The sequence below is a fragment of the Flavobacterium geliluteum genome, assembly GCF_017948595.1.
Classification (GTDB): Bacteria; Bacteroidota; Bacteroidia; order Flavobacteriales; family Flavobacteriaceae; genus Flavobacterium; species Flavobacterium flavipigmentatum.
Genome location: NZ_JAGFBV010000001.1, coordinates 283242 through 309122 on the forward strand (window position 1 = coordinate 283242; position 25881 = coordinate 309122).

Genomic DNA, 25881 nt, shown 5'->3' on the forward strand with positions numbered 1-25881 from the left:
AGTTGCATCGACTTTTATCAATTATTCCTCCTGTATGCTTTTTCAGAAATATGAATGTTTCGATCTCAATAATTTTTAGCCAACTACAATATCCTTAATCAAGAATTACTACTTCCCGATTTACGTCAATTATTTTTCCTTTTTATTCAAATAGAATAATTATTTCATCAAAAGAAAAACAGGCAGCAAAAAGTAAAAGCGCTATTTATTCATGTTTAATTATTTTAAAGAATAATCTCATGACAAGAAAAAGCCATTCTGTGACATATTATTCCGTCACGAGCAATTAGATCTGTATTTTTAGTTCTAAATGCAGGAAGAAGTAAGCAACTTTATAAACCAAATGAAAGAATTTTTTTAACACATCATTTAAAAACAGGTAAATACCCTTGGTTTCGAACCGTTTATTTAAAGTAATTTGGTCTTGTGTTGAAAATCTGTCACAATATAGAAAGTAAAATAAGGTGACAAAACTACCTTTTGAATAATTGAATATTAATATTTAAAGAATAAATTATGGAAGGAACTATAGGAGAAATTCGTCTTTTCGCAGCAACATTTACACCTAGAGATTGGTCGTATTGCGATGGGTCACTCATTCAAATAAGAAGCAATACTGCTCTCTTTTCTATTTTAGGAACTAATTATGGTGGTGATGGGCAAAACACATTTGCTTTACCCGATCTTAGAGGGCGTACCGCTTTAGGAACAGGTCAGGGACCGGGTCTGTCTTATTATGCTTTAGGCCAAAAATCGGGGGTAAACAATGTAACGCTAACCAATGCTCAGCTTCCTTCGCATACTCACGTTTGTACAAGTAATGTTACAATTCCGGCTTATTCAGATGAGGGAGATTCAAATTCCCCAACCGGAAATGTTTTAGCGGCAAAAGCTGCTATGTATAGTACTATTGCAGGGGATACAGCAATGAAAGCTGCGCCTTTTAGTGTGGCAGTTAGTATTGCAGGAAGTAGCCAGCCACTAACTCTTAACCAACCTTCACTTGGTTTGAATTACATTATTTGCATGTTTGGAATATTTCCGTCTCGCCAGTAGTAGACACATACAAATTTATCATAAACTTTAAAAGATTATTATGGAAGGAACTATAGGAGAAATCCGCATTTTTGCAGGGAATTTTGCGCCATTGGCTTGGTCATTTTGCGATGGCAGTACGTTAAGCATTTCAGGTAATGAAGCTCTTTATGCCCTAATTGGCACTACTTATGGGGGCGACGGAGTACAAACATTTAATGTTCCTGATCTTCGCAGCCGCATTCCGGTTGGTACAGGTCAAGGACCAGGACTTCCGCAAATGATATTGGGTCAGGTTGGGGGTGCAGAAACTGCTGTAATGTCCAGTAATCAAATGCCCGCACACACCCACATGGGAACCGGTACCGTTTCAATTCCGGCTTATAGTCTGGCAGATACAGCAGGTTCTCCAACCAATGCCGAGTTAGCTGGCTTAACTGGAGCTTACTCTACCGAGACAGCAGATACCAGTCTAAAACCTGAAACTTCAACTGTAAATCTGGCAGCTGCTGGTCAGGGAATCCCATTTAGTATTATACAACCTTATACATCTGCAAATTATATTATTTGCGTTGAGGGTATTTTTCCAACTAGAAACTAACCTAAAAACTATCAATCATGGAAGGAACAATGTCAGAAATTCGCTTATTTGCTCCCAATTTCGAGCCTAAATATTGGGCCTTTTGCGCAGGGCAACTACTTGCTATAAATACAAACCAAGCCTTATTTAGTCTTTTAGGAACAACCTACGGAGGCAATGGTATACAAACATTTGCACTGCCGGATTTGCGAGGTCGTGTTCCTATGGGTACAGGCGTAGGAACTGTCAATCAATATCAATTGGGTCAAATTTCAGGATCTAATAATATAACGGCAACTATTGCAAACTTGCCATCGCATACACATGTGGGAACTGGTTCTTATACCATATTGGCTTATTCAGATGAGGGAGATAACGGATCTCCGTCAGGAAATAGTTTGGCGGCTTTAGCGGGCCTATATTCTACAAAAACACCTGATACGTCTTTAAGACCTATCAATGCATCGATTACCATCGGTATTAATGGAGGCAATCAGCCAATACCAGTTCAGCAGCCGTATTTAGGGATGAATTATATAATATGCCTGATGGGAATTTTTCCTTCAAGAAACTAATTTTATGTACCCATTGGATGTTTCCAATGGGTTATTTGCCTTGTTATAAAACATCTTTAATTATTGTTTATGAAAATAGCTTTACTCTTAACGCGTTCCGTAATCTATCCTTCAATGGCTTTTGATATTATGGATGGTTTTAAATCTTCTCTAAAAAAATTAGGAGTAGAAGGCAAACATGAAATCGTATCATCGAATATAGGTGTGGCAGGCAAAAATGAAGAAATTTATATTTGCTGCGAACAATTATTACTCAATAATACAGATATAATTATTGCTTATATAAATCCTATTACAGCAGAATTTATTCATCCTCTTTTTGAAAATTCTGGAAAGTTACTGATCGTCTTAGATAGTGGTTATCATTTTCCAAACTTTCAACAAAAATTATCACACGCTCATTTTATTTCTTTAGAAGGTAATCTGTGTTCCCGTGCGATTGTTCGTAAAGCAGCAGAAGAAGGGCTAAAGGATTTTGCTTTTACCTGTTCTTTTTACGATGCAGGTTATCGTCCTCCTTATACCTATTCAACTTCAGTTGAAGATAAAGGAGGATCTATCACATACAATCATATTACGCCTTTGAAGCGTTCAGATTTTAGTTTGGAACCATTGGCGGGTTATCTTGAAGGAAACAAAGATGCGGCCCTTTTGACTTCTTTTTGCGGAGATATGGCAGAAGATTTTTTTAGAGAATCATCTAAATTTAAGAGTATTATATCCAGTAAAATTTACGGAAGCGGTTTTACAGCAGAAGAATTTTGGCTAAGTAAGATACCTCATCCGGGATATGATTGGAGTTCTTCTATTCCTTGGTCATTAAAAATTGTTAGCGAAGAAAATAAAGATTTTGTTGCAACCATGGAGAATATCCGAAAAAACAAAGCCAATATATTCTCGCTTTTAGGCTGGGAAGCTGCTCTGTTTATAGAAGTTGCAAATGAAAAATCATTAGACGCTGTTACAATCAACTCGCCAAGGGGGAAAGTCTATATGAATCCTGATACAGGTTTTTCTACAGCGCCTATTTATTACGCGACAGTTGCAAAAAACAAAGAAACAGGCAACTGTCAGTTAGAGCATATCACAGAAGCCGAAAATCTAGACGAAGAACGCAGCCGTTTGCAATATCATATTCTGGCGGTTCAGAATGTAACGTCCAACTCATGGTTTAATGCCTATGCTTGTCTCGAATCATGAGCATGCAACGCGACATCGTTATTTTGTGTAATAACCGCATGGCTTTTCCTGCGATGCAAACCTTGTATGGACTGAATAAATTGCACACCATTGGAGTACCTGTTGGTAACGATGAGGTACTGGCTTTTTGTTCGGCTTTTGCAAGTCAAACAGGGGTCAATTTAATATTGCTTGAAAAAGAAAAAGTAGAAAATCAGTTACAGGGATTACTTGAAAGCAGTGAGATCAAGTATGTTTTTACAATGACGTTTCCTTGGAAATTATCCGAAAAAATTATAGAACAATATCCTAACCTGTTTTATAATTTTCATTACGGACTTTTACCTGAAATGCGTGGTTGTGATCCTGTTTTTGAATCGATTCGTCAACAAAAGCAAGAAACTGGAATTACTGTTCATACGATTGAAAAAGAGATTGATACCGGTAATATAGTGCTAAAACGTGTGCTGCCAATAGCTGCTAATGTCACTCACGGAATGCTTTGCACTAGCTTATCTTATCTGGGAGCGCAAATGGTGCCCGAAGTAGTAGCACTGTTGCAAACCAATTTTAAGGGAGTGCCTCAAGACGAGACAGACGCAAATTACTATAAAAAAGCAGCTGCAGGCGATGTATGTATTCGATGGGAAACTCAGGATGCAAAATCAATACAAGCATTAGTAAACGCCTGTAATCCTTGGAATAAAGGCGCTTACGCCCAATGGAGCGGATGGAACATGCGTATTCTTGAAGTGTCTCCTACTAAAAATGTTACAGAACATTCACATTCCCCGGGGACCATTTTAGAAATAAATGAAAACAAGGGATTAATTATACAATGTTACAATAATACACAGCTTCGTATAAATACTGTTTATACAGATGAAGGTTTTATGAGTGGGTACAAGTTGCTCGCTTTTGGTATAAAAAATGGCGAGCAGTTTGCCTCTTTATAATTTAACTATTTAACTATGAAACATTTTTACGCTCAAATTAAGAATTTTATAAATATCGCCTTGTTTCTGGGGATATTTTTACAGAGTTACATTGTTAACTCTCAAACGACTCTGTCAGCTGGAGATATTATCTTCACTGGATACGATTCCAATCCGAGTCCCGCTGCGGGAGATGTCTATTCCTTTGTGCTTCTTACCAATATTTCGGCGGGGACAGTAATTAATTTTACTGACCGTGGTTATTTTGGTGCTGGTGTATGGCAAACAGCCCTCTCTACAGAAGCTACCGTTACTTGGACATCAGGAACAGCTATTCCAGTTGGTACAGAAATTATGATAAAAGGTCTTACGGCCTCTACTTATGATCCAAATACCGCTGCATTAACTACAAACGGAACGGTTACTTTAAGAGAGGGTACTCCTGCAAACGGATTATCTTTATCGACTGTAGGAGATCAGGTTATCGCTTTTCAGGGTGGTACGGGTATTCCTGAGAGTGGCGGTGTAACTTTTATCTCGGGGCTGCATTATTTTTATTGTAGCTCTGGTGCCGGGACTTCTCAGGCAAGCTGGGACGATTTGGCTTGCGCCGACGGACCAAACTCTTCTGTAATACCTGTAGGTCTGGTAGGAGGAACGAGCTCTTTTTACACAGGAACCTTAGCAGGAAATGTTTTAGGTACATCAGGTAAATTTAATGGAACGGGAGCACCATTTGCTAACGCAGCCGGAATAAGAGCTGGTGTAATGAATCAGGCAAACTGGACACTTTCAAATACTACTCCAGCGCTTTCAATGCCTTCAGGCGCTGCCTTTTTAGGTGTAGCGCCAACCATTACAGCCAACCCGCCCAACAGAACAATTTGTGTTGGGAGTAATACTACCTTTTCAATTTCAGCAACTGATGCTACTGGCTACCAATGGCAGGTAAATACAGGTAGCGGATTTACAAATATTTCAAATGGTGCGCCTTATTCAGGTGCTACTACTGCAACTTTAACTATAACAGCAGCAACTGCTGGAATGAGTGGTTATTTATATCGTTGTGTTGCTACAGGTGCAGGTTCTGCTACTTCAAATGCAGGAACACTAACAGTTTCTAATACAATTGTTACTACAACTTCTCAAACCAATGTTTCCTGTAAGGGAGGCAGTAATGGTTCTGCAATCCTATCGGCTTCTGGCGGGATAGCACCTTATACCTATTCATGGTCTCCTTCTGGGGGTACAGCATCAAGTGCTAGTGGTCTTAGTGCACAAACGTATACAGTTACAGTTACAGACAATATTGCCTGTACTACAACACACACAGTTATCATTACAGAACCTGTAAATGTTCTTACAGCAACGCCTGCTTCACAAACCAATGTATCTTGTTTTGGAGGTTCAAATGGTACAGCTACAGTTGCTCCAACAGGGGGTACACCAAGTTATACCTATTCATGGTCTCCGTCTGGAGGAACTGGTGCTACAGCCACAGGACTTAGCCAAGGAACGTATACCGTAACTGTAACGGATGCTAACTCATGTACCGCTACTCAAAGTTTTACCATTACGCAACCAACAGCTCTTTCGGTAACGCCCGCTACACAAACCAATGTAAGTTGTTTTGGAGGTTCAAATGGTGCCGCGGCTATCAATACTCCAACAGGAGGAGCTGGTGGTTATACCTACAACTGGACACCGGGCAACCCAACGGGTGACGGAACTACTTCTGTTACTGGCTTGACAGCAGGAACCTGGACATGTACTGTGACCGATGCTAACAGTTGTACTACTACTCAAAGTTTTACAGTAACGCAACCACCTGTTATAACAGTAACACCTGCTTCGCAAACCAATGTATCTTGCTTTGGAGGTTCAAATGGGGCTGCAGCTATCAATACCCCAACAGGAGGAACTGGTGGATACACATACGACTGGACTCCTGGAACTCCAACAGGTGACGGAACTACTTCTGTTACTGGCTTAACAGCAGGAACTTGGACATGTACTGTGACCGATGCTAATGGTTGTACCAGAACACAAAATTTTACCGTGACCCAACCACCTGCTATTACAGTAACGCCTGCGTCACAAACTAATGTAAGTTGTTTTGGAGGATCAAATGGGGCTGCTGCTATCAATACTCCAACAGGAGGAGCTGGTGGTTATACCTATAACTGGACACCGGGGAACCCAACAGGTGACGGAACTACATCAGTGACTGGCTTAACTGCAGGAACTTGGACATGTACTGTGACTGATGCCAATGGTTGTACCAGAACACAAAATTTTACTGTGACCCAACCACCTGCTATTACAGTAACGCCTGCGTCACAAACTAATGTAAGTTGTTTTGGAGGATCAAATGGGGCTGCTGCTATCAATACTCCAACAGGAGGAGCAGGTGGTTATACCTACAACTGGACGCCGGGTAACCCAACGGGTGACGGAACTACTTCTGTTACTGGCTTGACAGCAGGAACTTGGACATGTACTGTGACCGATGCTAACGGATGTACCAGAACACAAAATTTTACAGTGACACAAACACCTGCTATTACAGTAACACCTGCTTCACAAACCAATGTATCTTGTTTTGGAGGATCAAATGGTGCAGCTGCTATCAATACACCAACAGGCGGTGCTGGAGGATATACGTACGATTGGACTCCGGGAACACCAACAGGTGACGGAACTACTTCTGTTACAGGTTTAACAGCAGGAACTTGGACATGTACAGTGACCGATGCTAATGGTTGTACCAGAACGCAAAATTTTACGGTGACACAATCACCTGCTATTTCAGTAACGCCTGCATCACAAACCAATATCGCTTGTAATGGAGGTTCAACTGGTGCAGCTGCTATTAATACTCCAACAGGCGGTGCGGGAGGATATACGTACGATTGGACTCCGGGAACACCAACAGGTGACGGAACTACATCTGTAACAGGATTGAATGCTGGAACGTATACCGTAACGGTTACTGATGCCAACGGTTGTACCGCTACTCAAAGTTTTACGGTGACTCAGCCAGCTGCTTTAGCCGTAACACCAGCTTCACAAACCAATGTAAGTTGTTTTGGAGGAAGTAACGGATCTGCTACTGTAAGCGTATCAGGAGGAACAAGTGCTTATACGTATGCATGGTCTCCATCAGGAGGAACTGCTGCTACAGCTTCAGGATTGATTGCAGGAACGTATACCGTAACGGTTACTGATGCTAACGGTTGTACCGCTACTCAAAGTTTTACCGTGACCCAACCATCAGCTCTAGCTGTAACGCCAGCTTCACAAACCAATGTAAGTTGTTTTGGAGGAAGTAACGGATCTGCTACTGTAAGCGTATCAGGAGGAACAAGTGGGTATACGTATGCATGGTCTCCATCAGGAGGAACTGCTGCTACAGCTTCAGGATTGACTGCAGGAACGTATACCGTAACGGTAACCGATGCTAACGGTTGTACCACTACTCAAAGTTTTACGATCACGCAACCAGCTGCTCTTTCAGTAACGCCTGCTTCACAAACGAATATCGCTTGTAATGGAGGTTCAACTGGTGCCGCTGCTATCAATACACCAACAGGCGGTGCCGGTGGATATACGTACGATTGGAGTCCGGGAACACCAACAGGTGACGGAACTACATCTGTAACAGGATTGATTGCAGGAACGTATACCGTAACGGTTACCGATGCCAATGGCTGTACCGCTACTCAAAGTTTTACCGTGACTCAACCATCTGCTCTTGTAGCAACGCCTGCTTCACAAACCAATGTAAGTTGTTTTGGAGGGAGTAACGGATCTGCTACTGTAAGTGTATCAGGAGGAACAAGTGCATATACGTATGCATGGTCTCCATCAGGAGGAACTGCTGCTACAGCTTCAGGATTGATTGCAGGAACGTATACCGTAACGGTTACTGATGCTAACGGTTGTACCGCTACTCAAAGTTTTACCGTGACCCAACCATCAGCTCTAGCTGTAACGCCAGCTTCACAAACCAATGTAAGTTGTTTTGGAGGAAGTAACGGATCTGCTACTGTAAGTGTATCAGGAGGAACAAGTGGGTATACGTATGCATGGTCTCCATCAGGAGGAACTGCTGCTACAGCTTCAGGATTGATTGCAGGAACGTATAACGTAACGGTTACAGATGCTAACTCATGTATCACTACTCAAAGTTTTACGATCACAGAACCACCTGTTCTGGTTGTAACACCTGCTTCACAAACCAATGTAAGTTGTTTTGGAGGAAGCAACGGATCTGCTACTGTAAGTGTATCAGGAGGTTCAGGTGCTTATACGTATGCATGGTCTCCATCAGGAGGAACGGCAGCTACAGCTTCAGGATTGACTGCAGGAACGTATACCGTAACGGTTACCGATGCAAACTCGTGTATCACTACTCAAAGTTTTACGATCACGCAACCAGCTGCTCTTTCAGTAACGCCTGCTTCACAAACGAATATCGCTTGTAATGGAGGTTCAACTGGTGCAGCTGCTATCAATACTCCAACAGGCGGTGCCGGTGGATATACGTACGATTGGAGTCCGGGAACACCAACAGGTGACGGAACTACATCTGTAACAGGATTGATTGCGGGAACGTATACCGTAACGGTTACCGATGCCAACGGTTGTACTGCCACTCAAAGTTTTACCGTGACTCAACCATCTGCTCTTGTAGCAACGCCTGCTTCACAAACCAATGTAAGTTGTTTTGGAGGAAGTAACGGATCTGCTACTGTAAGCGTATCAGGAGGAACAAGTGCTTATGCGTATGCATGGTCTCCATCAGGAGGAACTGCTGCTACAGCCTCAGGATTATCAGCAGGAACGTATACCGTAACGGTTACAGATGCAAACGGTTGTACGGCTACTCAAAGTTTTGTTTTAACAGAACCTAATGTTCTTACGACTACCATAGCTTCACAAACCAATGTAAGTTGTTTTGGAGGAAGCAATGGATCTGCTACTGTAAGCGTATCAGGAGGAACAAGTGCTTACACCTATGCATGGTCTCCAACAGGAGGAACTGCTGCTACAGCCACAGGATTGAGTGCAGGAACGTATACCGTAACGGTTACAGATGCTAACGGCTGTATTACGACTCAAAATATTGTTATTACTGAGCCTTCAATTTTGGATGCTACAACAACACAAGTTAATGTAACATGTCCTGGAGAAACTAACGGATCTGCTACTGCTCTTGCAACAGGAGGAACGGGTACTTACACGTATGCATGGTCTCCGTCTGGTGGCACTTCGGCTACAGCAACAGGTTTGGCAGCAGGTACTTATACGGTTATCATTACTGATGCTAACGGATGTCAGGTAACAAAATCAGTAACAATAATAACGACTCCGGATACAACAGCACCAGTGCCGGATGTAACCAATCTACCAGCGATTACAAGCTCTTGCGGTATTGTATCAACAGAAATTCCTGTTCCTACTGCCACTGATAATTGTGTCGGAAGTATATCGGCTACCACTGTTAGTCCTTTAAATTATAACGCTGTAGGTACTTATGTAATTACTTGGAGTTATAATGATGGAAACGGAAATGTAACCACACAAAATCAAACGATCAATATTGTTGCTTCTCCTTTAGATCAGGTTACTTTTGGAAATGCTACCCGTACTTATGATGGAACTATTCACACAGTACAAGTAGCCAACCTTCCTGCCGGAGCTAGCGTAAATTATACCACAACTCCTGCAACAGGTACAGCAAATGGCGCTACAAACGTGGGTGTTTATACCCTTACGGCAACTGTATCTCCGTCTGTGAGCACACCAAATTGTAGCCCAATTACACTTACTGCAAATCTTACGATCAATAAAGCAGCACAACAAATTACTTTCGGGCCTCTAGCAGATAGAACTCTTGGAGTAGCCAATACTTTTAATTTAAATGCTACTTCTAATTCAGGTTTGCCAGTACGTTATACGTACACTTATACTTCGGCTTCACCGGCTGCTACTGTTTCTACAAGTGGTTTGGTTACGATGTTAACATCGGGTCAAATAACAATTACGGCGCATCAGGATGGTAATGCTAATTATCTTCCGGCACCAGATGTTTCGCAAGTTCTTGTGATCAAGAATAATGATGTATCTGTAATGCAAATTACAATTGGTGATCAAACGTATGTAAATCCTGCAACGAGTTTAACGTATGTAATGGAATGCGGAGAAACCAATGTGGATATTGCGATTGTAAACCAAACGGGCGCAACGATTACGCCATCAGCTAATTTTACGATTACGCCTCCTAAACCGGGAATTTATACGCAAAATGTAGCGGTTACTTCTCAGGACGGATCAGCAACTGCAAACTATACTTTGACTGTCGAAAAACCGTTTGGCTTCTTTGATATTGTAAAGCAGAAATTTAATAACGTGCTTCTTGTCAATAACAATCCTCAAACCAATGGTGGTTACCAATTTGTGGCTTACCAATGGTTTAAAAACGGACAGTTAGTAGGAACAGGACAATACTATTCTGCCGGAGAGGATATGGGCAATACATTGGATCCTACTGCAGATTATAGTGTAAAAATGACGACTAAAGACGGAAAAGTGCTGCAAACGTGTGCTACAAAAATCACGTTGCAAAAATCAGTTGGTGCCAAACTTTATCCTAACCCAGTTCAGGCAGGGAAAATGATTACTGTAGAAGCAGATTTCCCTGAATCAGAATTAGAGAACATGCAAATAAGTATTTATTCTGTGTCAGGCCAATGGATTAAAACGGTACAATCGTCTAGTGTAAAAACAGAGATAGAAGTACCTGCAACTGGAGGTAGTATGTACATGGTTGTTATTGAAACTGCCAACATCAGCAAAACACTAAAAGTAATTGTTAATAAATAAAATCTGCCAGTACTGCTTTTTGAGCAGTACTGGCATAATAAAAAGTAAGATGAAAAAATATATAATACACTATATAGCATCAATATCAATGATTACGGTACTTTTAGGAACTTCCCTGAACAGTTATGCTCAGGATAAAAAGCAAGAGTTTTCTATTGCCGTTGGGGGTCCGTTTTCTTTTCTACAGTATAATACACCTGGAGAAATCGTAAACGGAAATGGCTTTAATGCCGGACTTCGTTACGCTTATTACTTATCCGAAACCATAAGTATTAATCTGGGTGTAGAATACCAAACGTACCGTTCTACTTCAAAATTTGGAGCAATCAACGGGCAGTACAACGCCGTTGATGACGAAAACGAATCGTTTCAGTTTAGATACAAAGGAACCAATTTTAGAGAGGATCAAAAGTTAGGGTATGTCAATATCCCTATCGGAATTCAGTTTGAAACTCCGGGAACTACCCAATTATATCTTGCTGCAGGTGCCAAAGTAGGTTTTGCAACAACTGGCACTTACGAAACAACCATGTCAAACCTTACGACAAGCGGTTACTATCCGCAATACAATGTCGAGTTGTTTAGTCCAGCGTTTGCCGGTTTTGCAAGTACCAATAATTTTAAAACAGCCAAGCAAGACCTCACGACCGAGGTAGCGTATTCGGCTACTTTCGAGACTGGTTTAAAGCAAAGCTTGGGCGACCGTAATTCGGTTTATATCGGACTCTATTTAGACTACGGACTGAACAATATCTATGACAAAGCCAGCGACAAAAATCTGGTGCAGTATAATGCAGAACAGCCTGTGCAGTTAGATTACAATACGGTACTTTCGTCTTCGTATGCCAACGACGTGCGATTGGTTTCGTATGGTTTGAAACTTAGATTTGCCTTTCGTTAAGACATTCCAAGCGTACGATTCAATACAAAAATACAAACGCTAAAAAAGTAAAGCGGCTATTGCACAATTCGTGTAATAGCCGCTTTTTTTGATGACGGTTTATATCTGTTTAGAGCTAGTACGTTTCTTTTTGTTTAAAAATTATTCTTCAAATACCCTTTCTGAGGTAACGTTCTCACGGTACAATTCTTTTTTCAGCACTTGTCCTAAAGCACGGCCTTTTACGAGCCAGGCAATACCGAAAACAAATAGCGAAAGCGCCTCAAAAACCAAGGTAGCATAATCAAACAACTTAAACGGAATAGCAGCTATAAACACCAATATCGAATACCCGCAAAAGCGATAAATATTATTTTCGTCAATCATGCTCTTCGGGACATTGGCCTGGTTGTTCTGACCTATCGTAAAAACATTAATCGCCAGTAAAGCCAGTATCAAAAACAAGACGGCTGCAAAACCATAATGCAATCCTCCGAGCCAGTTGGCATTGTAGGGTATAAGCGTGTATATTTTTTGCGAAGGGCAATCTGGAGTAGTCGGAAAAAACGCCACACCCAAAGCCATAATGCCCGCAATATTGGTTATTTGCTTGTCGTTTTTCCAGAACGAAGCATTATCGTGCCCTCTGTAGCGTATCAGGAACAAACCTACGGCACATAAAGTTCCGGTAAAGATTTCCCTTAGATTGGTATAATAGTAATGACTAATTGAGTGCTGCGGTTCAGTATCAAAAAAAGCAATAAAAGACAAACTCAGCAAAAGTATCGGCAAGCTAATCGCCAAGTAACCAATGGCGCGCCTGATGCTTCTGTACGAAAAAATATCAATATCATCAGGATCAACTATTTCGTGTTGGTCTATCATGTTCGGTAGGTTTTGGTTGATAATAAAATAAGGGTAAAGTACCGAAAACGAAAATACGAATTAAAACGATAATTCCTACACTATGCACATGTATTTGATTTGACTTTGTAAAAGAAGGTAGTAGTTTATAACAATAGCACAGATTGACGATGTGTACCCACACTGAAAATTAAGTTACTGTTTTAAGTAGTTCTTATTGTTGCGGGCATGGATTGAAAATCTGCTCTATCTACAGTTTAGAAAGTACTAAAGTTCAAATTTAGTAGAATAGCTAATAGAAAGTACAAATGGTTAGCCTAGTACAAAAGTCCCGCTTTTGCCAAACCCCGTATTAGGCAATCGGCATTTTAAGCACTACCAATTATGTTTAATTTAATTAATGCTCTGTCCATTAAATAATTTTCTGTTACTCCAAATAATGTTAATTGTTGTTCGGTCACAGTCGCTTTTGAAATACTAGGTTGAATAATATAAATTTTAAATTCAAGAGGTATTCTACTATGTACTAAATCTAAAATTCGCACTAAGTCATCTTTTGTCCCTTTTTCAAATCTTGAACAAGTAGCCGTTTTTTCTTTTTTTATTTCTCTTCGTAATAAGTGTTCCAAAAACTCTTTATTCTTTTTAAACTTCCAATTTACAGATTTTTGTGCTTGTCCACAAACCTCGTATAAATTTGAAATTTGACTATCCACTTTTCCGCTTTTTGAATATTTAATATGATAAAGTTCAACTTCAATCTTATCATCTAAAATTTTAAAAGTTACAATGTCTGCAATTTCTCCTGAACCATCATCATCATATATAATATCATAATCAATGGCTTTTAAAATTTCTAAACTTCGGTATTGAATTGAGTTTGCTTTTTTGGGATTAACACCTTGTGATTCTATACTTAAATCAATTCCTGTCCAATTCCAAGATTGTATTAATTCTTTGTTGTATGGATTTATTAGACTTTTCAGCTCAATATAATTATTCCCTTCTAAAAAATCTCCATTGGCAAACCAAACTACTGGTGGGTTTTCATAAAAATAATTTTCTATGCTTTGCTCTTTTGTACCAAATTTAATTTGTGCCACTAATTGAGGATTTGTTTTTATAAATCTGTAATCTGAAAAATTTTGGGGATTTGTGAAAATTTCTAATTCTAATTCAAGTATTATTTTTCCATCAACTTCAAATCCTAATTTGATATTATTTGTATTAGAAGGATTTACTAAAACTAAACTAACATTATAAAAATCGTAAGTAATATTGTTAATTATAAAAGTATATCGTAATTCTGAGTTTAAATAAAACTCTTCACTCCAATCAATACAAAATGGGAACAAATTCGGTCTTTGTGTAATTGCTTTAGGCATTAATGTACCTCTTAAAACTTCTTCGCTATCAATAGTAGTATCTGTAATTTTATTCCCTAATTGTTTACACCAATTTATAAATTCAGATAAATTTGTTTTTCTCTTGCACCAAATACGACCTTTATAAGAACAACCAATATTATTATCTACTCCATTTTCATAACCACTACCAAAAATAAATGACTTTTTGGAATTGTTGATTTGAGTCTGGCTTAATGCTGCTTCAATATCAGAGCCAACTCGCATTTGAAAACGAATCAATTTCCCTAGTACTTCAACAAGCCCGACATTTTGTAATTTCAATCTTTTAATACCGCTTAAAACTCTAAAAATGGCACCATCGTTTTCACCATTAATTATTTGTGCGTCTTCGCCAATAATTGCTTTTGCTAAATCTATATGCAAACTCTTTGTGTCCGAACTATGAATAAACAAAAGGTTCTTTTTTGTCTCCCAATAAACGATATGTAAATTCCAGGAGAAGTCAAATATATTATCACTATTCACCCAATCTTTTAAATTTTTCTTGGCTGTTAAAATTATCAACGTTTGGTCTTTTAAATTTATACTGTGACGAACTAAATCATAACCATCTATATTTTGCAACCCTTGTTTAAAGTTTGAGGGAAACCAACTTTCGGTATTGTTTTTAAAGACTACTGTACTTTGTGCGGGTTTTAAACTGTGGATAGATAGAGGAAATTCTTCTAAATTTGAAAAGCCATTTAAAAATTCGTATAAATCTATTTCTTTTTGGGTTTTGTCTTGGCTTATGTTAGGCAATAAAATATTCCAATCTACATCTTGGGCATATAAATCTTCTAATTCATTTGTTACTTCTAAATCTGCAACATTTGCTATTATTGTTGCGTTCCCTAATTCTTCATCATACTTGGTTCGGGTAAATCTACCGATAAATTGAAGTGTAATTGGCAAACTTTTACGAATATCGTGAAATGCTGCAATTTTGAGCTCAGGTAAATCAAATCCTTCTCCGAGCATATCCACACAAATAATTATATCAATCTCTTTGTTAATAATTTTATTGTAAATTTCTGTCTTTTCTCGTGAAGGTAATTGTGAGTGAATTTTAACAACTCTAAACTCATCGTATAATTTGTAAATCTCAAATACTTCATTAGCTCTTTTTGTTTTACCAACCCTTGCTAATAATATGTGAGGAAATTTTGCTTTATCTATTCTTAACTGTTTTATTGCAGTTTCAGCAATTGCTTTATCTTTTTCAATTTGATTGCCGTAATGGTGAAGTTTAATAAAATCAATTTTTTTGAAATAACCTTCTTCTTGTGCTTTTCGTAATGGATAATTAAAAATTATTTTTCCTCCAAGCATTTTATCGTCATTTCTAAAAGGCGTTGCAGTAAATTGAATTATTTTTTTGTCTTTTAAGTTTTCTCTAAAATTATTCCAAGTTGTGGCTTCTGTATGGTGTGCTTCGTCAATGAATATACCTGTTAAATGATTTTTAAGAACAGACAAATATTGATTTGCAACTCTTGAAATAATACTTGCAGTAGCTACAACTACATTACACTTTTGAAAAAATAAATTTGCGTTTTCTTCTGTGTCAAAATTTGATTTTATTACACCAACAACTGGGAATAATACCTTTCTGTCTAAAAGTCCAAGTGTATATAAAAGCCCAAGATTTATAAACTTTTCAGAAATTTGTTTTCTCAATGGGTCGGTTGGCACAATAATCAAAAGTTTGTTAACTTGCGCCATAACTAAAACAGACAACATTGTTTCAGTTTTACCCGTACCCGTTGGCATTACAATTGTTCCTACTTGATTTGAATGTGTCCAATGTGAAAGAATTGAATAAACAGCACCAATTTGAGGATTTCTTAATCCAACAGCTCCATTTTCTATATCTTCTTGTTTTAAAATCAGTCCGTTTTTCCAAGATTTTACAATGTCAGCACAATCCAAAAAATCAGAATTATTATCTTCAACTTTTTGAATGATTGCGTTCTTGGAAATTATTGTTTTTAAATACTTCATTGTTTATTGTGTCTTGTTCTATATGCTGTCGCCTAACTACTATACATACTAAATAAAATTTCGTTTATCTTTCCTTATTTAGATTGAAATGCAAATTTTAGCGTCGGTTTTAAATATTATTTATTTTACATCGATTATCAAACGGTACTATTTGCATAGTCATCTTGAATATCTTATTAATCATTGTCTCCCAATGATTGGATGAATTTTATTTCTCAAAGTTCTTTCAAAGACAGGCATTACCCAGTCGTAGTTATCGGGGGATACTTTTATTGTGCTAAGACGAAAAGTATATTTTTTCATATTTTCTCTTTCGTTCAGCTTTAAAGCAAATGTTGGTTTAACAAGTTCTTTGTAAATATGCTGATGAATTCGACCTCCAATTTGTTTCGATTTCCCAATATAAATTGGAATCCATTCTTTAAGTTCTGAATGTTGACTGATTCTAATTTTTCGCAAATTAGAAACAAAACGTAATTTATATCTCGGGTCTTCCCATTCCTCTCTAAAGTTTTCTACCCAACTTGTAAAATCATTAAATTTTAAATCATTCTTAATTTCAATTAAGTAAACGCCTGAATATACAATATTGTTCCAAGGAATTGTAGTCGCACAGTGCTCTAGGTTAAATTCACAAATTTGTTCAAAATTAATTGAATCGGCTAATTCAATTAATTCAGAATTAAGTTCTCGTAGTTTTATATTAATTGTCTCTAATTTGTCCATAGTAGATTTAATCGTTTTATAATGTTTTTGTGCTCACCAATAATTAATAACCGTTCCCTCATTAATTTCAAAAACAAATATCAACCATCTGTAATTATGATTTTTACGGGAAACCATAATGGGGTTAGTATTTATTTCAGACAAGTATACCACTAAATAAAGATAGGGGAGCAGGTATTTATACGTGTTTTGGTGCAGCGTTGGGGTTTTGTCATGCAGTAATGGTCTAATTTACCCCTCGTTTGGGGTTCTGAACTCCTCGGATGGGGTTCCGAACGTCAAAAATGACGTTCGGAACCCCAAATTTGGCCCCCAAGGACGTCATTTTTGACGTCTGGAACCCCATTTTTGACGTTCGGAACCCCAAGAATGGGGCTCGGGACGTCAAATTTGGGGCTTAGAACCCCATCGATGGAGTTCGGAACCCCAAACGACCTGTTTTTGTAACATTCATTCAAAAAAAAAGCCTTTCGAAAATCAAATTTCAAAAGGCTTTATAATAATAAATGTAGGTGCTACTTATTCAGTAGGATCTTCGGTTTTTTTAGAAGTTGCGGTTCGATTAAAAAACTGCGACAGCTCGTTTGCTTTTACTTCAAAACCTGCTGTTTTGGTGCTCGATTTGTATTTGCTATAATCATAATCGGTCAGCGCCATTTGATAATTGTCGTAATCGTGCAGGATTTTGTTGTTTTTAAGGCTTTGTATAATGCCTTCTAGTCGCATGATCATGTTTTGCAGAAACTCTCTCGAGTCATAATCGTTCTGAAACTCGATCCAGTCGATATCGGGGCTGCTCATTGTGGGCTGGCTGGTTCTAAAATCCTTGATTTTGTTAATCAGGAGTTTGTTCTGCTCGTTGACACTGCCGTACTTGGTTCTTTCTTCTGGCGAAAGGTTCTTGAATTTGGGTGTCAATGTGGTTTCTAAAGCACTCACGCTTGCTAAAATAGCTGCTTTTTCTGCAGCAGTGTAGTGTAATCCGTTTAAATTTTCTAAAGACATGATTTTTAATGTTTTAAGGTTACTATTTTATTTAAAAGCTTAAAATTAAAACATTAATTACAGAATTTAACTTACAAAATGTTAATATTTATGTAAGAATTTTACTTTTTTAATCTGTGGTATATTTATGATCCTTTTTCTAACGGATTCTCGAACAAAAAACGCAAAGGTTTGTTGCCTTTGCGTAAGTTTTTTTGGGGTAGGGTAGGCGTATTTATATTTTAGTATCAAGAAGATGTACTCGAGTTAAAGTGCTTATTTTTAGTTTTTAAAACGAAGAGTGTTCGGTTTTTGGCATTTTGTTTTTGGCGTTAAATTTGGTCAAATCAAAATTATAAGGTTGGTTGGTGAGGTCGTAAGTTTGCAAGAGACTGCTGTGTTTTTTGTATTGCTCGACCATGTGGTTGTAAATGGCATCGAATAGTGTTTGTCCTTCCGGTGTAAAATAATTGTGATTGAGAAGGATTTGAATATCCAGCACAAAACGCAGTAATATATAGGCGTAACGGCCTTTTAGTTCGTGTTCTTTCTGAGCGTCAAAAACATGGTTTTGAAGGCAAATATCAAATGCTTCGCACATTAAGGCTTCGGTAAAAACACCGTGTAAAAGAACATAAAAGGTTCTGTCATCGTTTGGGTCATTGGTAAAATCTTTAATAGCCGTTACAGGCGGAATCGTAAAATAGGCACCCGTGTCGTACGTAAGCGCACTAAAAAGCACGTGCCCGCATTGGTGTACAATGTCTTCAAGATAGCCAACAACTCCTGTGCTTTTGTAGGTGTTGATAAACCCAACGCCATGCATGCCCAAGGAGGCAAAAGAATTAGATTTTGAATTGGTAAACGGCAACAGCCATTTTGTGGTTTGGCAAAACAAACTGTAGTAACGAGGGTATTGTTGTTGGAGTATTGCAACAGCTTGATGAAGTTCCTCGACCTTTTTTGGCTTGCTGCAAAAAGAGGGCTGACTAGCGTAGTTTTCGGGAAGGTAGTGCTCGGTAAAATAATTAGAGACACATTGCAGTTCAACCCTTGACTCGTGAAGCACGGGATTGGTTCTGAATAGGTGCGGAATCAAAGTAGTGCCATCAAAAACTTCGATACGAAGGTCTTTGTTGTGAGTAATGAGCGTATAGTGCTGCTCTTTTAGAACAGGCAGGGTGATACAGCCATAAAGGGGTAAATAAATTTGTCCTTTAGAATTGGATACAACCGTAACACGTTGCATTCTTTTTTCTGGAGGTACTGCCCCGTAAAGAATTTGTTCTAATGTAATCTTGCCAGTATCGTCATTTAAAAAAGCAAACAACATCGGATTAAGAAAAATAGCATCGTTGGTAGGATCCAATAACTCATAAAGTTCTTTATTCAGCGATTGTACCATCAATTTTATATGAGAGGCATAAAAAGATTGTCCTTCTGTAATCTTCTGGCTTGCGTATTCAAAAAAGTGATCGTTTAGCATTTTGATGTATTTTAATTATATAAAAGGTAAAATTTGGGGAACGCTATCCATTAGTTCCCCAAATTTTTAAGCTTCAAATTATTTTATATTAAGATTAGCATCAAGCTTTCTAAAAATTGGCACTAATTCTTCTACCCACATACCTGTTTTTTCAAAGATTAATTTGTGGCAAGCCGAAAAACCTTTACCGCTCGCAGCATCTAATTTTATTGCTGTCCATACTTCTGGCTGTGCCAAATGTTTAAATTCTTCTAAGGACAATTCTCTTTTTTTTGCTCTAATATCCATCTTACAGTTGTCAGTGATTAGAGTGCTGACGCCGCACTTTTTTATTGATGCCTACTCTAATCGGTTTTCGGCTACTCCGTTTTGTTATAGCAAAGTAAGGGACAGTTAGAATAAAAATTTCGGGGGAAATGCCCCTTTTTTAGAGGGTGTTTTGGATGTTTTTTTAATATCGTTAATTTAAAGCACAACGACATCTAACCCAAAATACTGCTAGCATCGTAAAGTAGCCGAACTTAGATAGCTAAGTCCAGACTATAGAATTGTGCCTAAAAATGTAGAGGTGTTGATTGCTGTAAAAGAAGCAAACCGGATAGAAGAGCTAACGAAAAAATGATCTTGTGAAATAGTGAAGCATCACCCAAATTCCTCTCTTGTTATCGCAAAAGGTTCTGTAGCAATATTTCGTATTTTCTTCCCACAGGTATAATTTTGCTGTTGCACATGGTCAACGTTTTAGCATTTACCGACAATATTTTGCGGGTATTAACAAGGTACGAGCGATGTACCTGAACAAAATGGGCATGGTTGATCTCGGTGGAAATACTAGACAAGGAGCCGTAAATAATGGCCGGAGAGCGTAGTGTGGTACTGTAAAGCTTGAGGTAGTTGCCCAAACTTTCGATAAAAATAATATCACTTAAGAGCATCTCTGTCATCTGACCATTTATGCGGTACGAGAGTGATTGTAAATCGTCAGTGCTTTCTTTTTTTAAGGTATTGCCAGAGAAAAAAGTCTTGGCTTTTGTGATGGCTTTTGTAAATTTTTCTAGCGAAATAGGTTTGAGCAAATAATCAATAGCATCATTTTGATAGGCCGAAAGCGCATAATCTGAATACGCGGTTGTAACAATGGTAAGCGGTCTGTTGGGCTGCAGCTCCATGAGTTCTACGCCCGAAATCAAGGGCATATTGATGTCGAGAAAAATGATGTCGTACTTGTTTTTGTTGAGCATTTTTACAGCTTCCATACCGCTAAAAGCACTTCCGGAGTGCTCCAGATCTTCAAATTTAGAAATATGCGATGCCAGAGCCTTGTGCGCCGGCGACTCATCATCAATGATCAGACAGCGGTAGGTAAGTCCCATATATTTAGTTTTACGATAAAGGTATTTTTATCTTTTTTGCAGCTTAGTTCGTGATGCAAACCGTGTACTTCTAGACGTCTTTTTAGATTTCCTATTCCGATTCCGGTGCTCGAAAGTCTCGAGCCACATACCAAGAAGTTGTTCTTTAGGGTAAAAGACAAATCGTTGCCTTTTACTTTCAGATGAACGGTAATAAAAGGGGCGGTGGTTTCGGCAGAGAATTTTACAGCGTTTTCTACCAAAGGCAAAAAGAATAGCGGCGGAATTTCGATGTGGTCAAACGAGCCTTCATAATCCTGGGTAATAGCAAGGCGCTCGTTCTGAAAAGTATAATAGTCGATGTATTTTTTGATAAAGTCGATTTCTTCTTCTATCAGGACATAATCTTTTTTGGTGGCCTCGATCTGATACCGAAGCATGTCTGATAAATTCAGGATTCTATCGGGTACTTTGTCGGGTTCTGTCAATGCTTCTCCGTAAAGGTTGTTCATGGCATTAAGCAAAAAATGTGGGTTTAATTGCTGCTTCAAAAAAGATAGTTCCGACTTAAAGTTGATGATGTCTTTGTTTGTTTGCGAGACTTTTTTCATGATCACAACATGAAGGAAATACAAGCAGGTACCGTTGAAAATGAGCGATATTATAGACAATGTTTTTGTTTTTCCTAAGCCTACATAAAAAAAGTAATGGGTCATTAAACTATAAAAGCAAACCCAGTACAGAATAAACACTACCCAGAAAATTTGGTACTTTTTTCTAAAAAGAAATTTATGGATGATGAACATATTACTAAAGGCTACGCCAAAATACATGGGAATGTAGCCCAGACAAATTTTTTGTAATAAAACAAGAGAGTCTTTTTCGGCATAATTCATTTCATCATAAATACAAACAAAAATAATACCGATGACAAGCAGGTTTACGATGAGATTTCTGAGGAAAAAGTTCTGATAAATTTTAAGAATCGTCATAACGGCAAAATTAAGGTAATATTATAATTTATAGTCATTTGGCGCCTAAAATTATGCAAACGCCATTGGTATAAAAAATACGCCACTAGTATAAAATAGCTATTGTAATAAAGGCTTGCCGACTACATTTGTCCGGAGTTTCAATCATCATCAAAATCCATTTTTATCCATCTATGAGAGTAAAAGTTATTACTATATTTTTCGTTTGCCTGTCTTTGACTGTAGTGGCGCAGGACAAAGAGACTACCATGAAAACTTTTGGTAAAGCGATAACCGATAAGTTCCCCAATACCAGAACTTTTGATGTGCAGTACGAGCAACTTGGGCCTTCTAATTTTAGTTCAAAATTATTTGGCGAACCATTCGAGAGAGGCAGAATAGAGAGCCATACCCGCTTGAGAGGAGCTTTTAACATGCCGTTTTATGTATCAAACTCTAAACGGTTTATCGCAACGGGTTCGTTGCGTTATAAATACGAAAGCTACGATTTTGGAGAAACCTACAGCGCCGGTTCTACTGTTGCTTATTCCAGAGGCATACAAAATATTCATTATTTGGCGGCCGCTTTGAGCGCTACGTATATGGCAACACTTTTTCGCAAACCGATTATTTACAATGCTACCGTGACAGCAGATGGAAATCACGAAAATGTACAGCGTATAAAAGGTTTTTTTACAGCCAATCTGGTACTCAGGAAAACTCAGAATACCACCATTACAGTGGGGGCTTTGGCCATGCTGGATCCTTCGGCGATTATTCCGGTTACACCGCTTTTTACTTATAATCATAAATTTGAAAACAGTAAATGGGATGTTGATTTTATTCTCCCGCAGCGACTTTTATTCAGAAGGCAATTGCTAGAAAATGGCCGCATCGGATTGGGTACAGAACTCAATAGCGAGAACTTTTACCTGAATCTGAAGGGCCCCACAATCAACGGAATTTATGAGTTGAGCCAGTTGGAGCTAAAGTCGGGCATCACGTACGAATATCATATCCTGCCAGGATTAATAGGCACCTTAAAAGCAGGCGTGAATAATGTTTTGAATACACGAATTACCGAAAGAGGTGAGCGAACCAACAAATACATTTACGATCAAAAAGAAGATGCTCAGGGTTATTTTAGGTTGGGGCTCTCTTACAATCCGTTTTAGTGTAATTGGTTATCAGAGTGATTTCAAATTTCATTTATCGTAAAATCATAAAACAATTAATTATGGTCGAAGTATTTAAAACAAATGTTCAGAAAGAAAAAGATACAAATTTTATTATCGCAATTATCAAAAGGCAATTCCCGATGTATAAAATCAATTTTGATTTAGAAGATTGTGACAAAATATTGCGTGTAGAAGCGAGTGAGTTGGAGCCAGCAAGTATTATAGAGTATTTAAATCATCTTGGGTACAGCTGTGCTGTTTTAGATTAATGGGTATGATAAAGTTTGTACTAGTATGTATAGTGTTGTTGCTGGAACAGTTTTCCTGATACAGCAGGCTTCTTGAAATTTATTTATTTCGCTGTAGCGGAAGAATGTTTACAATTAAATTATTTTTCCTAATAATTCATTTCCTATTTTAGTGTTGTATTGGGTAGAAATAAATAAATTTGAAGGCCCCTAATACATTCTAAAATATGATTTTTAAAATAAAACCCATCCTCTTGCTGCTTTTGCTGGTTGTATTGCCTGCTGCGCAAATAACGTATTCGCAAACAAAGCCAAAGACAGAAAGTCGCCCAAAATTATTTAACGATACTACTGCCACCGACAGTGCTTATCTTATTGCCATAGAAAAAGCCGATGAGGTAATGGAATCGGCGTATAAGGATGCCGATTTTCAGAGGGAAACGTATCGTTTGTTTGGAGAAATTAAAAGAACACAGAGCAAACTCGACCAGATTTTTGGGAGTCTAAAAGGGGCCAACCCCAATGTGCGCAATCAGCAAATGTACCGAATCGTGCTCAACGAGATTCAGCAGGAACTAGACGAGCAAAACAATGCTATTAACGAGCACAATACAAAACTCGAAAAAATAAAAAAGCGAGTAATTGACCTGCGCAAAGACAAAACCCTGATCGGTCTCTTAAAAGATACTATTCGCCGCAAGCAATTCAAAAAAGAATTTGCCAATCTTAAAAGTAAATATCTCAGTACAGATAGCCTGATGACGCACAATCAGGGTCTTTTAAATGCTAAAAAAAGACTCACAGTACAAAGAAGGATTGCCGTGTCTAATGCACTGGTAATGGTAGAAAACAGGCTCGAAAAATCGGGAATAAGTATCGTTAAAAAAGAATATCCGTTTTTATGGAATACGAGCGACGCTGTTCCTAACAAAGCAGTTACTCAAAATCTGAAAGCAAAAATAATTATAGAAGAAAATATTGCAGTCTATTACCTCAGTTACCGAGCAGGAGGTTTGATGGCTTTGGTCTTTTTTATGGGACTGCTGGTTTGGTATATTTTACGCAACATCAAATACCTGAAAACAAAAGGCCTGGACGAAAATCTGTCTCATTTTAGTTTTACTTATCTCAACAAAGGTGTTTTACTGCCCGTATTGGTAATTGGTCTTAATATTGCGGTGGTGAGCAATTTATATGCGCCGGCGTTGTTTATAGAGCTACTGCAGCTCTTTCTGCTTGGAATTCTCACCGTTTTATTCAAAAACAATTGGTCAAAGGTAGCCATCCGAAACTGGGGTTTTCTTTTGGCGTTATTTGGTACGCTTTGCTTCGTTGATCTTTTTATCGGAATCGGTTTTTTGCAGCGTTGCATCATGATTATCATCAATATTTTTGGTGTTCGTTATGGTTGGGTACAATTAAAAACGATCAAAGAAGAACTTTATATCAAAGGATTCTTTAAGTGGGCCAGCATCCTTTTTATAGGACTAAATGCTTTGGCAATCCTTTTTAATATTTTTGGCAGAGTGTCTCTTTCTAACATGCTTAGCCTGACCTCTTTTATTGCCTTAACGCAGATTATCGCGCTTAGTGTCCTGTTGAAAATAATCTTAGAAATTATTCTTTTGCAAATTTATACCACAAGAATAAAACGCGGACTCGAGAAGATTTTTGACCACGAAAGCCTTTCAGATACCCTCAAAAAGCCTTTTATTATTGTGATTACCTACATGTGGATTGTGGTAATTGCCTCCAATCTTAATATTTGGGAATCGCTGCGATCTTCTTTTCAATCGCTGCTGAATCGTCCTAATTCTATCGGAAGCATCACCTTTACATTAGGAAATATTGTGCTGTTTTTTATCATCATTTGGGTAGCGCATCTGCTGCAAAAATACGTTGCGTACTTTTTTGGCGAAATCGATGATGAGAATGAAGAGAACATCAATAAACGACAACATTCAAAACTGCTTGTTACCAGGCTTGTCGTGCTTACTGCAGGATATTTGCTCGCAGTAGCGGCATCCGGAATGCCATTAGACAAACTAAGCATCCTTTTAGGGGCCTTAGGTGTCGGGGTTGGACTTGGGTTGCAAAATGTTGTAAACAATTTTGTTTCGGGTGTGATTTTAATTTTTGATAAACCAATTCAGATCGGAGATGTTATCGAAATAAGCTCAGAATCAGGTCGCGTAAAATCGATGGGATTGCGAACCACAAAAATCAATGCGCCCAATGGAGCTGAAATCATTATTCCGAACGGGAATTTACTCTCACAAAGCATCACTAACTGGACGTATACCGACAATTTTAAACTCGTTGAAATAGCCATCGAAATAACAGGTGAAGTTACTCCCGACGAAATTAATGCCATCGTGATAGAAGCCCTCGAAAGCCTGCCTTTGATTAACAATACAAGAGCACCGCAAATTTTTTACACTGCCATTTCTGACGGAAAATACAAATTGCAAATAAAATTCTGGTGCAGCATTTACCGCACCGAAGAAACAATTAGCAGTGCACGTCAGGTACTTTTTGCTAGTTTTAAAGCCAAGAGCCTTGGTTTTTCGACTTAAAAAAAGAAGGGTTT

General features: G+C 38.2%; 18 protein-coding genes. 10 read left to right on the top strand and 8 right to left on the bottom strand.

Features of this window, described 5'->3' with window-relative positions; all coding sequences use genetic code 11:
• Window positions 1–516 precede the first annotated feature (516 nt).
• The 7 genes from J3495_RS01215 to J3495_RS01245 all read left to right on the top strand — a co-directional run bounded on the left by J3495_RS01215 (window position 517) and on the right by J3495_RS01245 (window position 12093).
• Window positions 517–1056, top strand: a complete 540-nt coding sequence (locus J3495_RS01215; RefSeq protein WP_210664736.1) for a phage tail protein — start codon at window positions 517–519, stop codon at window positions 1054–1056.
• Between the two features lie 40 nt (window positions 1057–1096).
• Complete coding sequence (locus tag J3495_RS01220) at window positions 1097–1636, top strand: phage tail protein (protein ID WP_210664737.1); 540 nt, start codon at window positions 1097–1099, stop codon at window positions 1634–1636.
• Window positions 1637–1653: 17 nt separating this feature from the next.
• Window positions 1654–2190 (top strand): phage tail protein, encoded by a 537-nt coding sequence (locus J3495_RS01225; protein WP_210664738.1) that lies wholly within the window; start codon window positions 1654–1656, stop codon window positions 2188–2190.
• A gap of 69 nt (window positions 2191–2259) precedes the next feature.
• Window positions 2260–3390, top strand: coding sequence for an ABC transporter substrate-binding protein (locus J3495_RS01230; protein WP_210664739.1), 1131 nt, complete (start codon window positions 2260–2262; stop codon window positions 3388–3390).
• Window positions 3387–4325 carry a formyltransferase family protein gene (locus J3495_RS01235; protein WP_210664740.1) on the top strand — a complete coding sequence of 313 codons (939 nt, stop codon included), beginning with the start codon at window positions 3387–3389 and terminating at the stop codon, window positions 4323–4325. The genes J3495_RS01230 and J3495_RS01235 overlap by 4 nt, the downstream gene beginning before the upstream one ends.
• 15 nt (window positions 4326–4340) lie before the next feature.
• Window positions 4341–11192: a T9SS type A sorting domain-containing protein gene (locus J3495_RS01240; RefSeq protein WP_210664741.1), complete on the top strand. Its 6852-nt coding sequence runs from the start codon at window positions 4341–4343 to the stop codon at window positions 11190–11192.
• Window positions 11193–11241: 49 nt separating this feature from the next.
• Window positions 11242–12093: a porin family protein gene (locus J3495_RS01245; protein WP_210664742.1), complete on the top strand. Its 852-nt coding sequence runs from the start codon at window positions 11242–11244 to the stop codon at window positions 12091–12093.
• Between the two features lie 141 nt (window positions 12094–12234).
• On the opposite strand, the gene J3495_RS01250 is transcribed toward J3495_RS01245, so the two are convergent.
• From J3495_RS01250 to J3495_RS01285, 8 genes are all read right to left on the bottom strand, one after another.
• A complete protein-coding gene (locus tag J3495_RS01250) occupies window positions 12235–12957 on the bottom strand; it encodes a hypothetical protein (protein ID WP_210664743.1) in 723 nt (240 codons plus the stop codon).
• 347 nt (window positions 12958–13304) lie between these two features.
• Complete coding sequence (locus J3495_RS01255; protein WP_210664744.1) at window positions 13305–16346, bottom strand: DEAD/DEAH box helicase; 3042 nt, start codon at window positions 16344–16346, stop codon at window positions 13305–13307.
• Between the two features lie 180 nt (window positions 16347–16526).
• The gene (locus J3495_RS01260) at window positions 16527–17072 is read right to left on the bottom strand and encodes a hypothetical protein (RefSeq protein ID WP_210664745.1); all 546 of its coding nucleotides are present in this window, start codon (window positions 17070–17072) and stop codon (window positions 16527–16529) included.
• Between the two features lie 519 nt (window positions 17073–17591).
• Window positions 17592–18077, bottom strand: a complete 486-nt coding sequence (locus J3495_RS01265; RefSeq protein ID WP_210664746.1) for a hypothetical protein — start codon at window positions 18075–18077, stop codon at window positions 17592–17594.
• Window positions 18078–18345: 268 nt separating this feature from the next.
• Complete coding sequence (locus J3495_RS01270) at window positions 18346–19542, bottom strand: hypothetical protein (protein ID WP_210664747.1); 1197 nt, start codon at window positions 19540–19542, stop codon at window positions 18346–18348.
• A 78-nt stretch (window positions 19543–19620) separates the two neighbouring features.
• Window positions 19621–19830 carry a hypothetical protein gene (locus tag J3495_RS01275; RefSeq protein ID WP_210664748.1) on the bottom strand — a complete coding sequence of 70 codons (210 nt, stop codon included), beginning with the start codon at window positions 19828–19830 and terminating at the stop codon, window positions 19621–19623.
• Window positions 19831–20204: 374 nt separating this feature from the next.
• Window positions 20205–20915, bottom strand: a complete 711-nt coding sequence (locus J3495_RS01280) for a LytR/AlgR family response regulator transcription factor (protein WP_210664749.1) — start codon at window positions 20913–20915, stop codon at window positions 20205–20207.
• Window positions 20891–21886, bottom strand: a complete 996-nt coding sequence (locus J3495_RS01285) for a sensor histidine kinase (RefSeq protein WP_210664750.1) — start codon at window positions 21884–21886, stop codon at window positions 20891–20893. The genes J3495_RS01280 and J3495_RS01285 overlap by 25 nt, the downstream gene beginning before the upstream one ends.
• A 173-nt stretch (window positions 21887–22059) precedes the next feature.
• Between J3495_RS01285 and J3495_RS01290 the strand changes: the two genes are divergently transcribed.
• From J3495_RS01290 to J3495_RS01300, 3 genes are all read left to right on the top strand, one after another.
• Window positions 22060–23040 carry a hypothetical protein gene (locus tag J3495_RS01290; protein WP_210664751.1) on the top strand — a complete coding sequence of 327 codons (981 nt, stop codon included), beginning with the start codon at window positions 22060–22062 and terminating at the stop codon, window positions 23038–23040.
• 62 nt (window positions 23041–23102) lie between these two features.
• Entirely contained in the window at window positions 23103–23312 is a 210-nt protein-coding gene (locus J3495_RS01295) for a hypothetical protein (RefSeq protein WP_236025368.1), read from the top strand.
• Window positions 23313–23518: 206 nt separating this feature from the next.
• A complete protein-coding gene (locus J3495_RS01300) occupies window positions 23519–25867 on the top strand; it encodes a mechanosensitive ion channel family protein (protein ID WP_210664752.1) in 2349 nt (782 codons plus the stop codon).
• Window positions 25868–25881 lie beyond the last annotated feature (14 nt).

Excerpts from the sequence above, each read along its gene's own strand:
- J3495_RS01215 (WP_210664736.1), top strand. The coding sequence starts at position 517 with ATGGAAGGAACTATAGGAGAAATTCGTCTTTTCGCAGCAACATTTACA.
- J3495_RS01220 (WP_210664737.1), top strand. The coding sequence starts at position 1,097 with ATGGAAGGAACTATAGGAGAAATCCGCATTTTTGCAGGGAATTTTGCG.
- J3495_RS01225 (WP_210664738.1), top strand. The coding sequence starts at position 1,654 with ATGGAAGGAACAATGTCAGAAATTCGCTTATTTGCTCCCAATTTCGAG.
- J3495_RS01230 (WP_210664739.1), top strand. The coding sequence starts at position 2,260 with ATGAAAATAGCTTTACTCTTAACGCGTTCCGTAATCTATCCTTCAATG.
- J3495_RS01235 (WP_210664740.1), top strand. The coding sequence starts at position 3,387 with ATGAGCATGCAACGCGACATCGTTATTTTGTGTAATAACCGCATGGCT.
- J3495_RS01240 (WP_210664741.1), top strand. The coding sequence starts at position 4,341 with ATGAAACATTTTTACGCTCAAATTAAGAATTTTATAAATATCGCCTTG.
- J3495_RS01245 (WP_210664742.1), top strand. The coding sequence starts at position 11,242 with ATGAAAAAATATATAATACACTATATAGCATCAATATCAATGATTACG.
- J3495_RS01250 (WP_210664743.1), bottom strand. The coding sequence starts at position 12,957 with ATGATAGACCAACACGAAATAGTTGATCCTGATGATATTGATATTTTT.
- J3495_RS01255 (WP_210664744.1), bottom strand. The coding sequence starts at position 16,346 with ATGAAGTATTTAAAAACAATAATTTCCAAGAACGCAATCATTCAAAAA.
- J3495_RS01260 (WP_210664745.1), bottom strand. The coding sequence starts at position 17,072 with ATGGACAAATTAGAGACAATTAATATAAAACTACGAGAACTTAATTCT.
- J3495_RS01265 (WP_210664746.1), bottom strand. The coding sequence starts at position 18,077 with ATGTCTTTAGAAAATTTAAACGGATTACACTACACTGCTGCAGAAAAA.
- J3495_RS01270 (WP_210664747.1), bottom strand. The coding sequence starts at position 19,542 with ATGCTAAACGATCACTTTTTTGAATACGCAAGCCAGAAGATTACAGAA.
- J3495_RS01275 (WP_210664748.1), bottom strand. The coding sequence starts at position 19,830 with ATGGATATTAGAGCAAAAAAAAGAGAATTGTCCTTAGAAGAATTTAAA.
- J3495_RS01280 (WP_210664749.1), bottom strand. The coding sequence starts at position 20,915 with ATGGGACTTACCTACCGCTGTCTGATCATTGATGATGAGTCGCCGGCG.
- J3495_RS01285 (WP_210664750.1), bottom strand. The coding sequence starts at position 21,886 with ATGACGATTCTTAAAATTTATCAGAACTTTTTCCTCAGAAATCTCATC.
- J3495_RS01290 (WP_210664751.1), top strand. The coding sequence starts at position 22,060 with ATGAGAGTAAAAGTTATTACTATATTTTTCGTTTGCCTGTCTTTGACT.
- J3495_RS01295 (WP_236025368.1), top strand. The coding sequence starts at position 23,103 with ATGGTCGAAGTATTTAAAACAAATGTTCAGAAAGAAAAAGATACAAAT.
- J3495_RS01300 (WP_210664752.1), top strand. The coding sequence starts at position 23,519 with ATGATTTTTAAAATAAAACCCATCCTCTTGCTGCTTTTGCTGGTTGTA.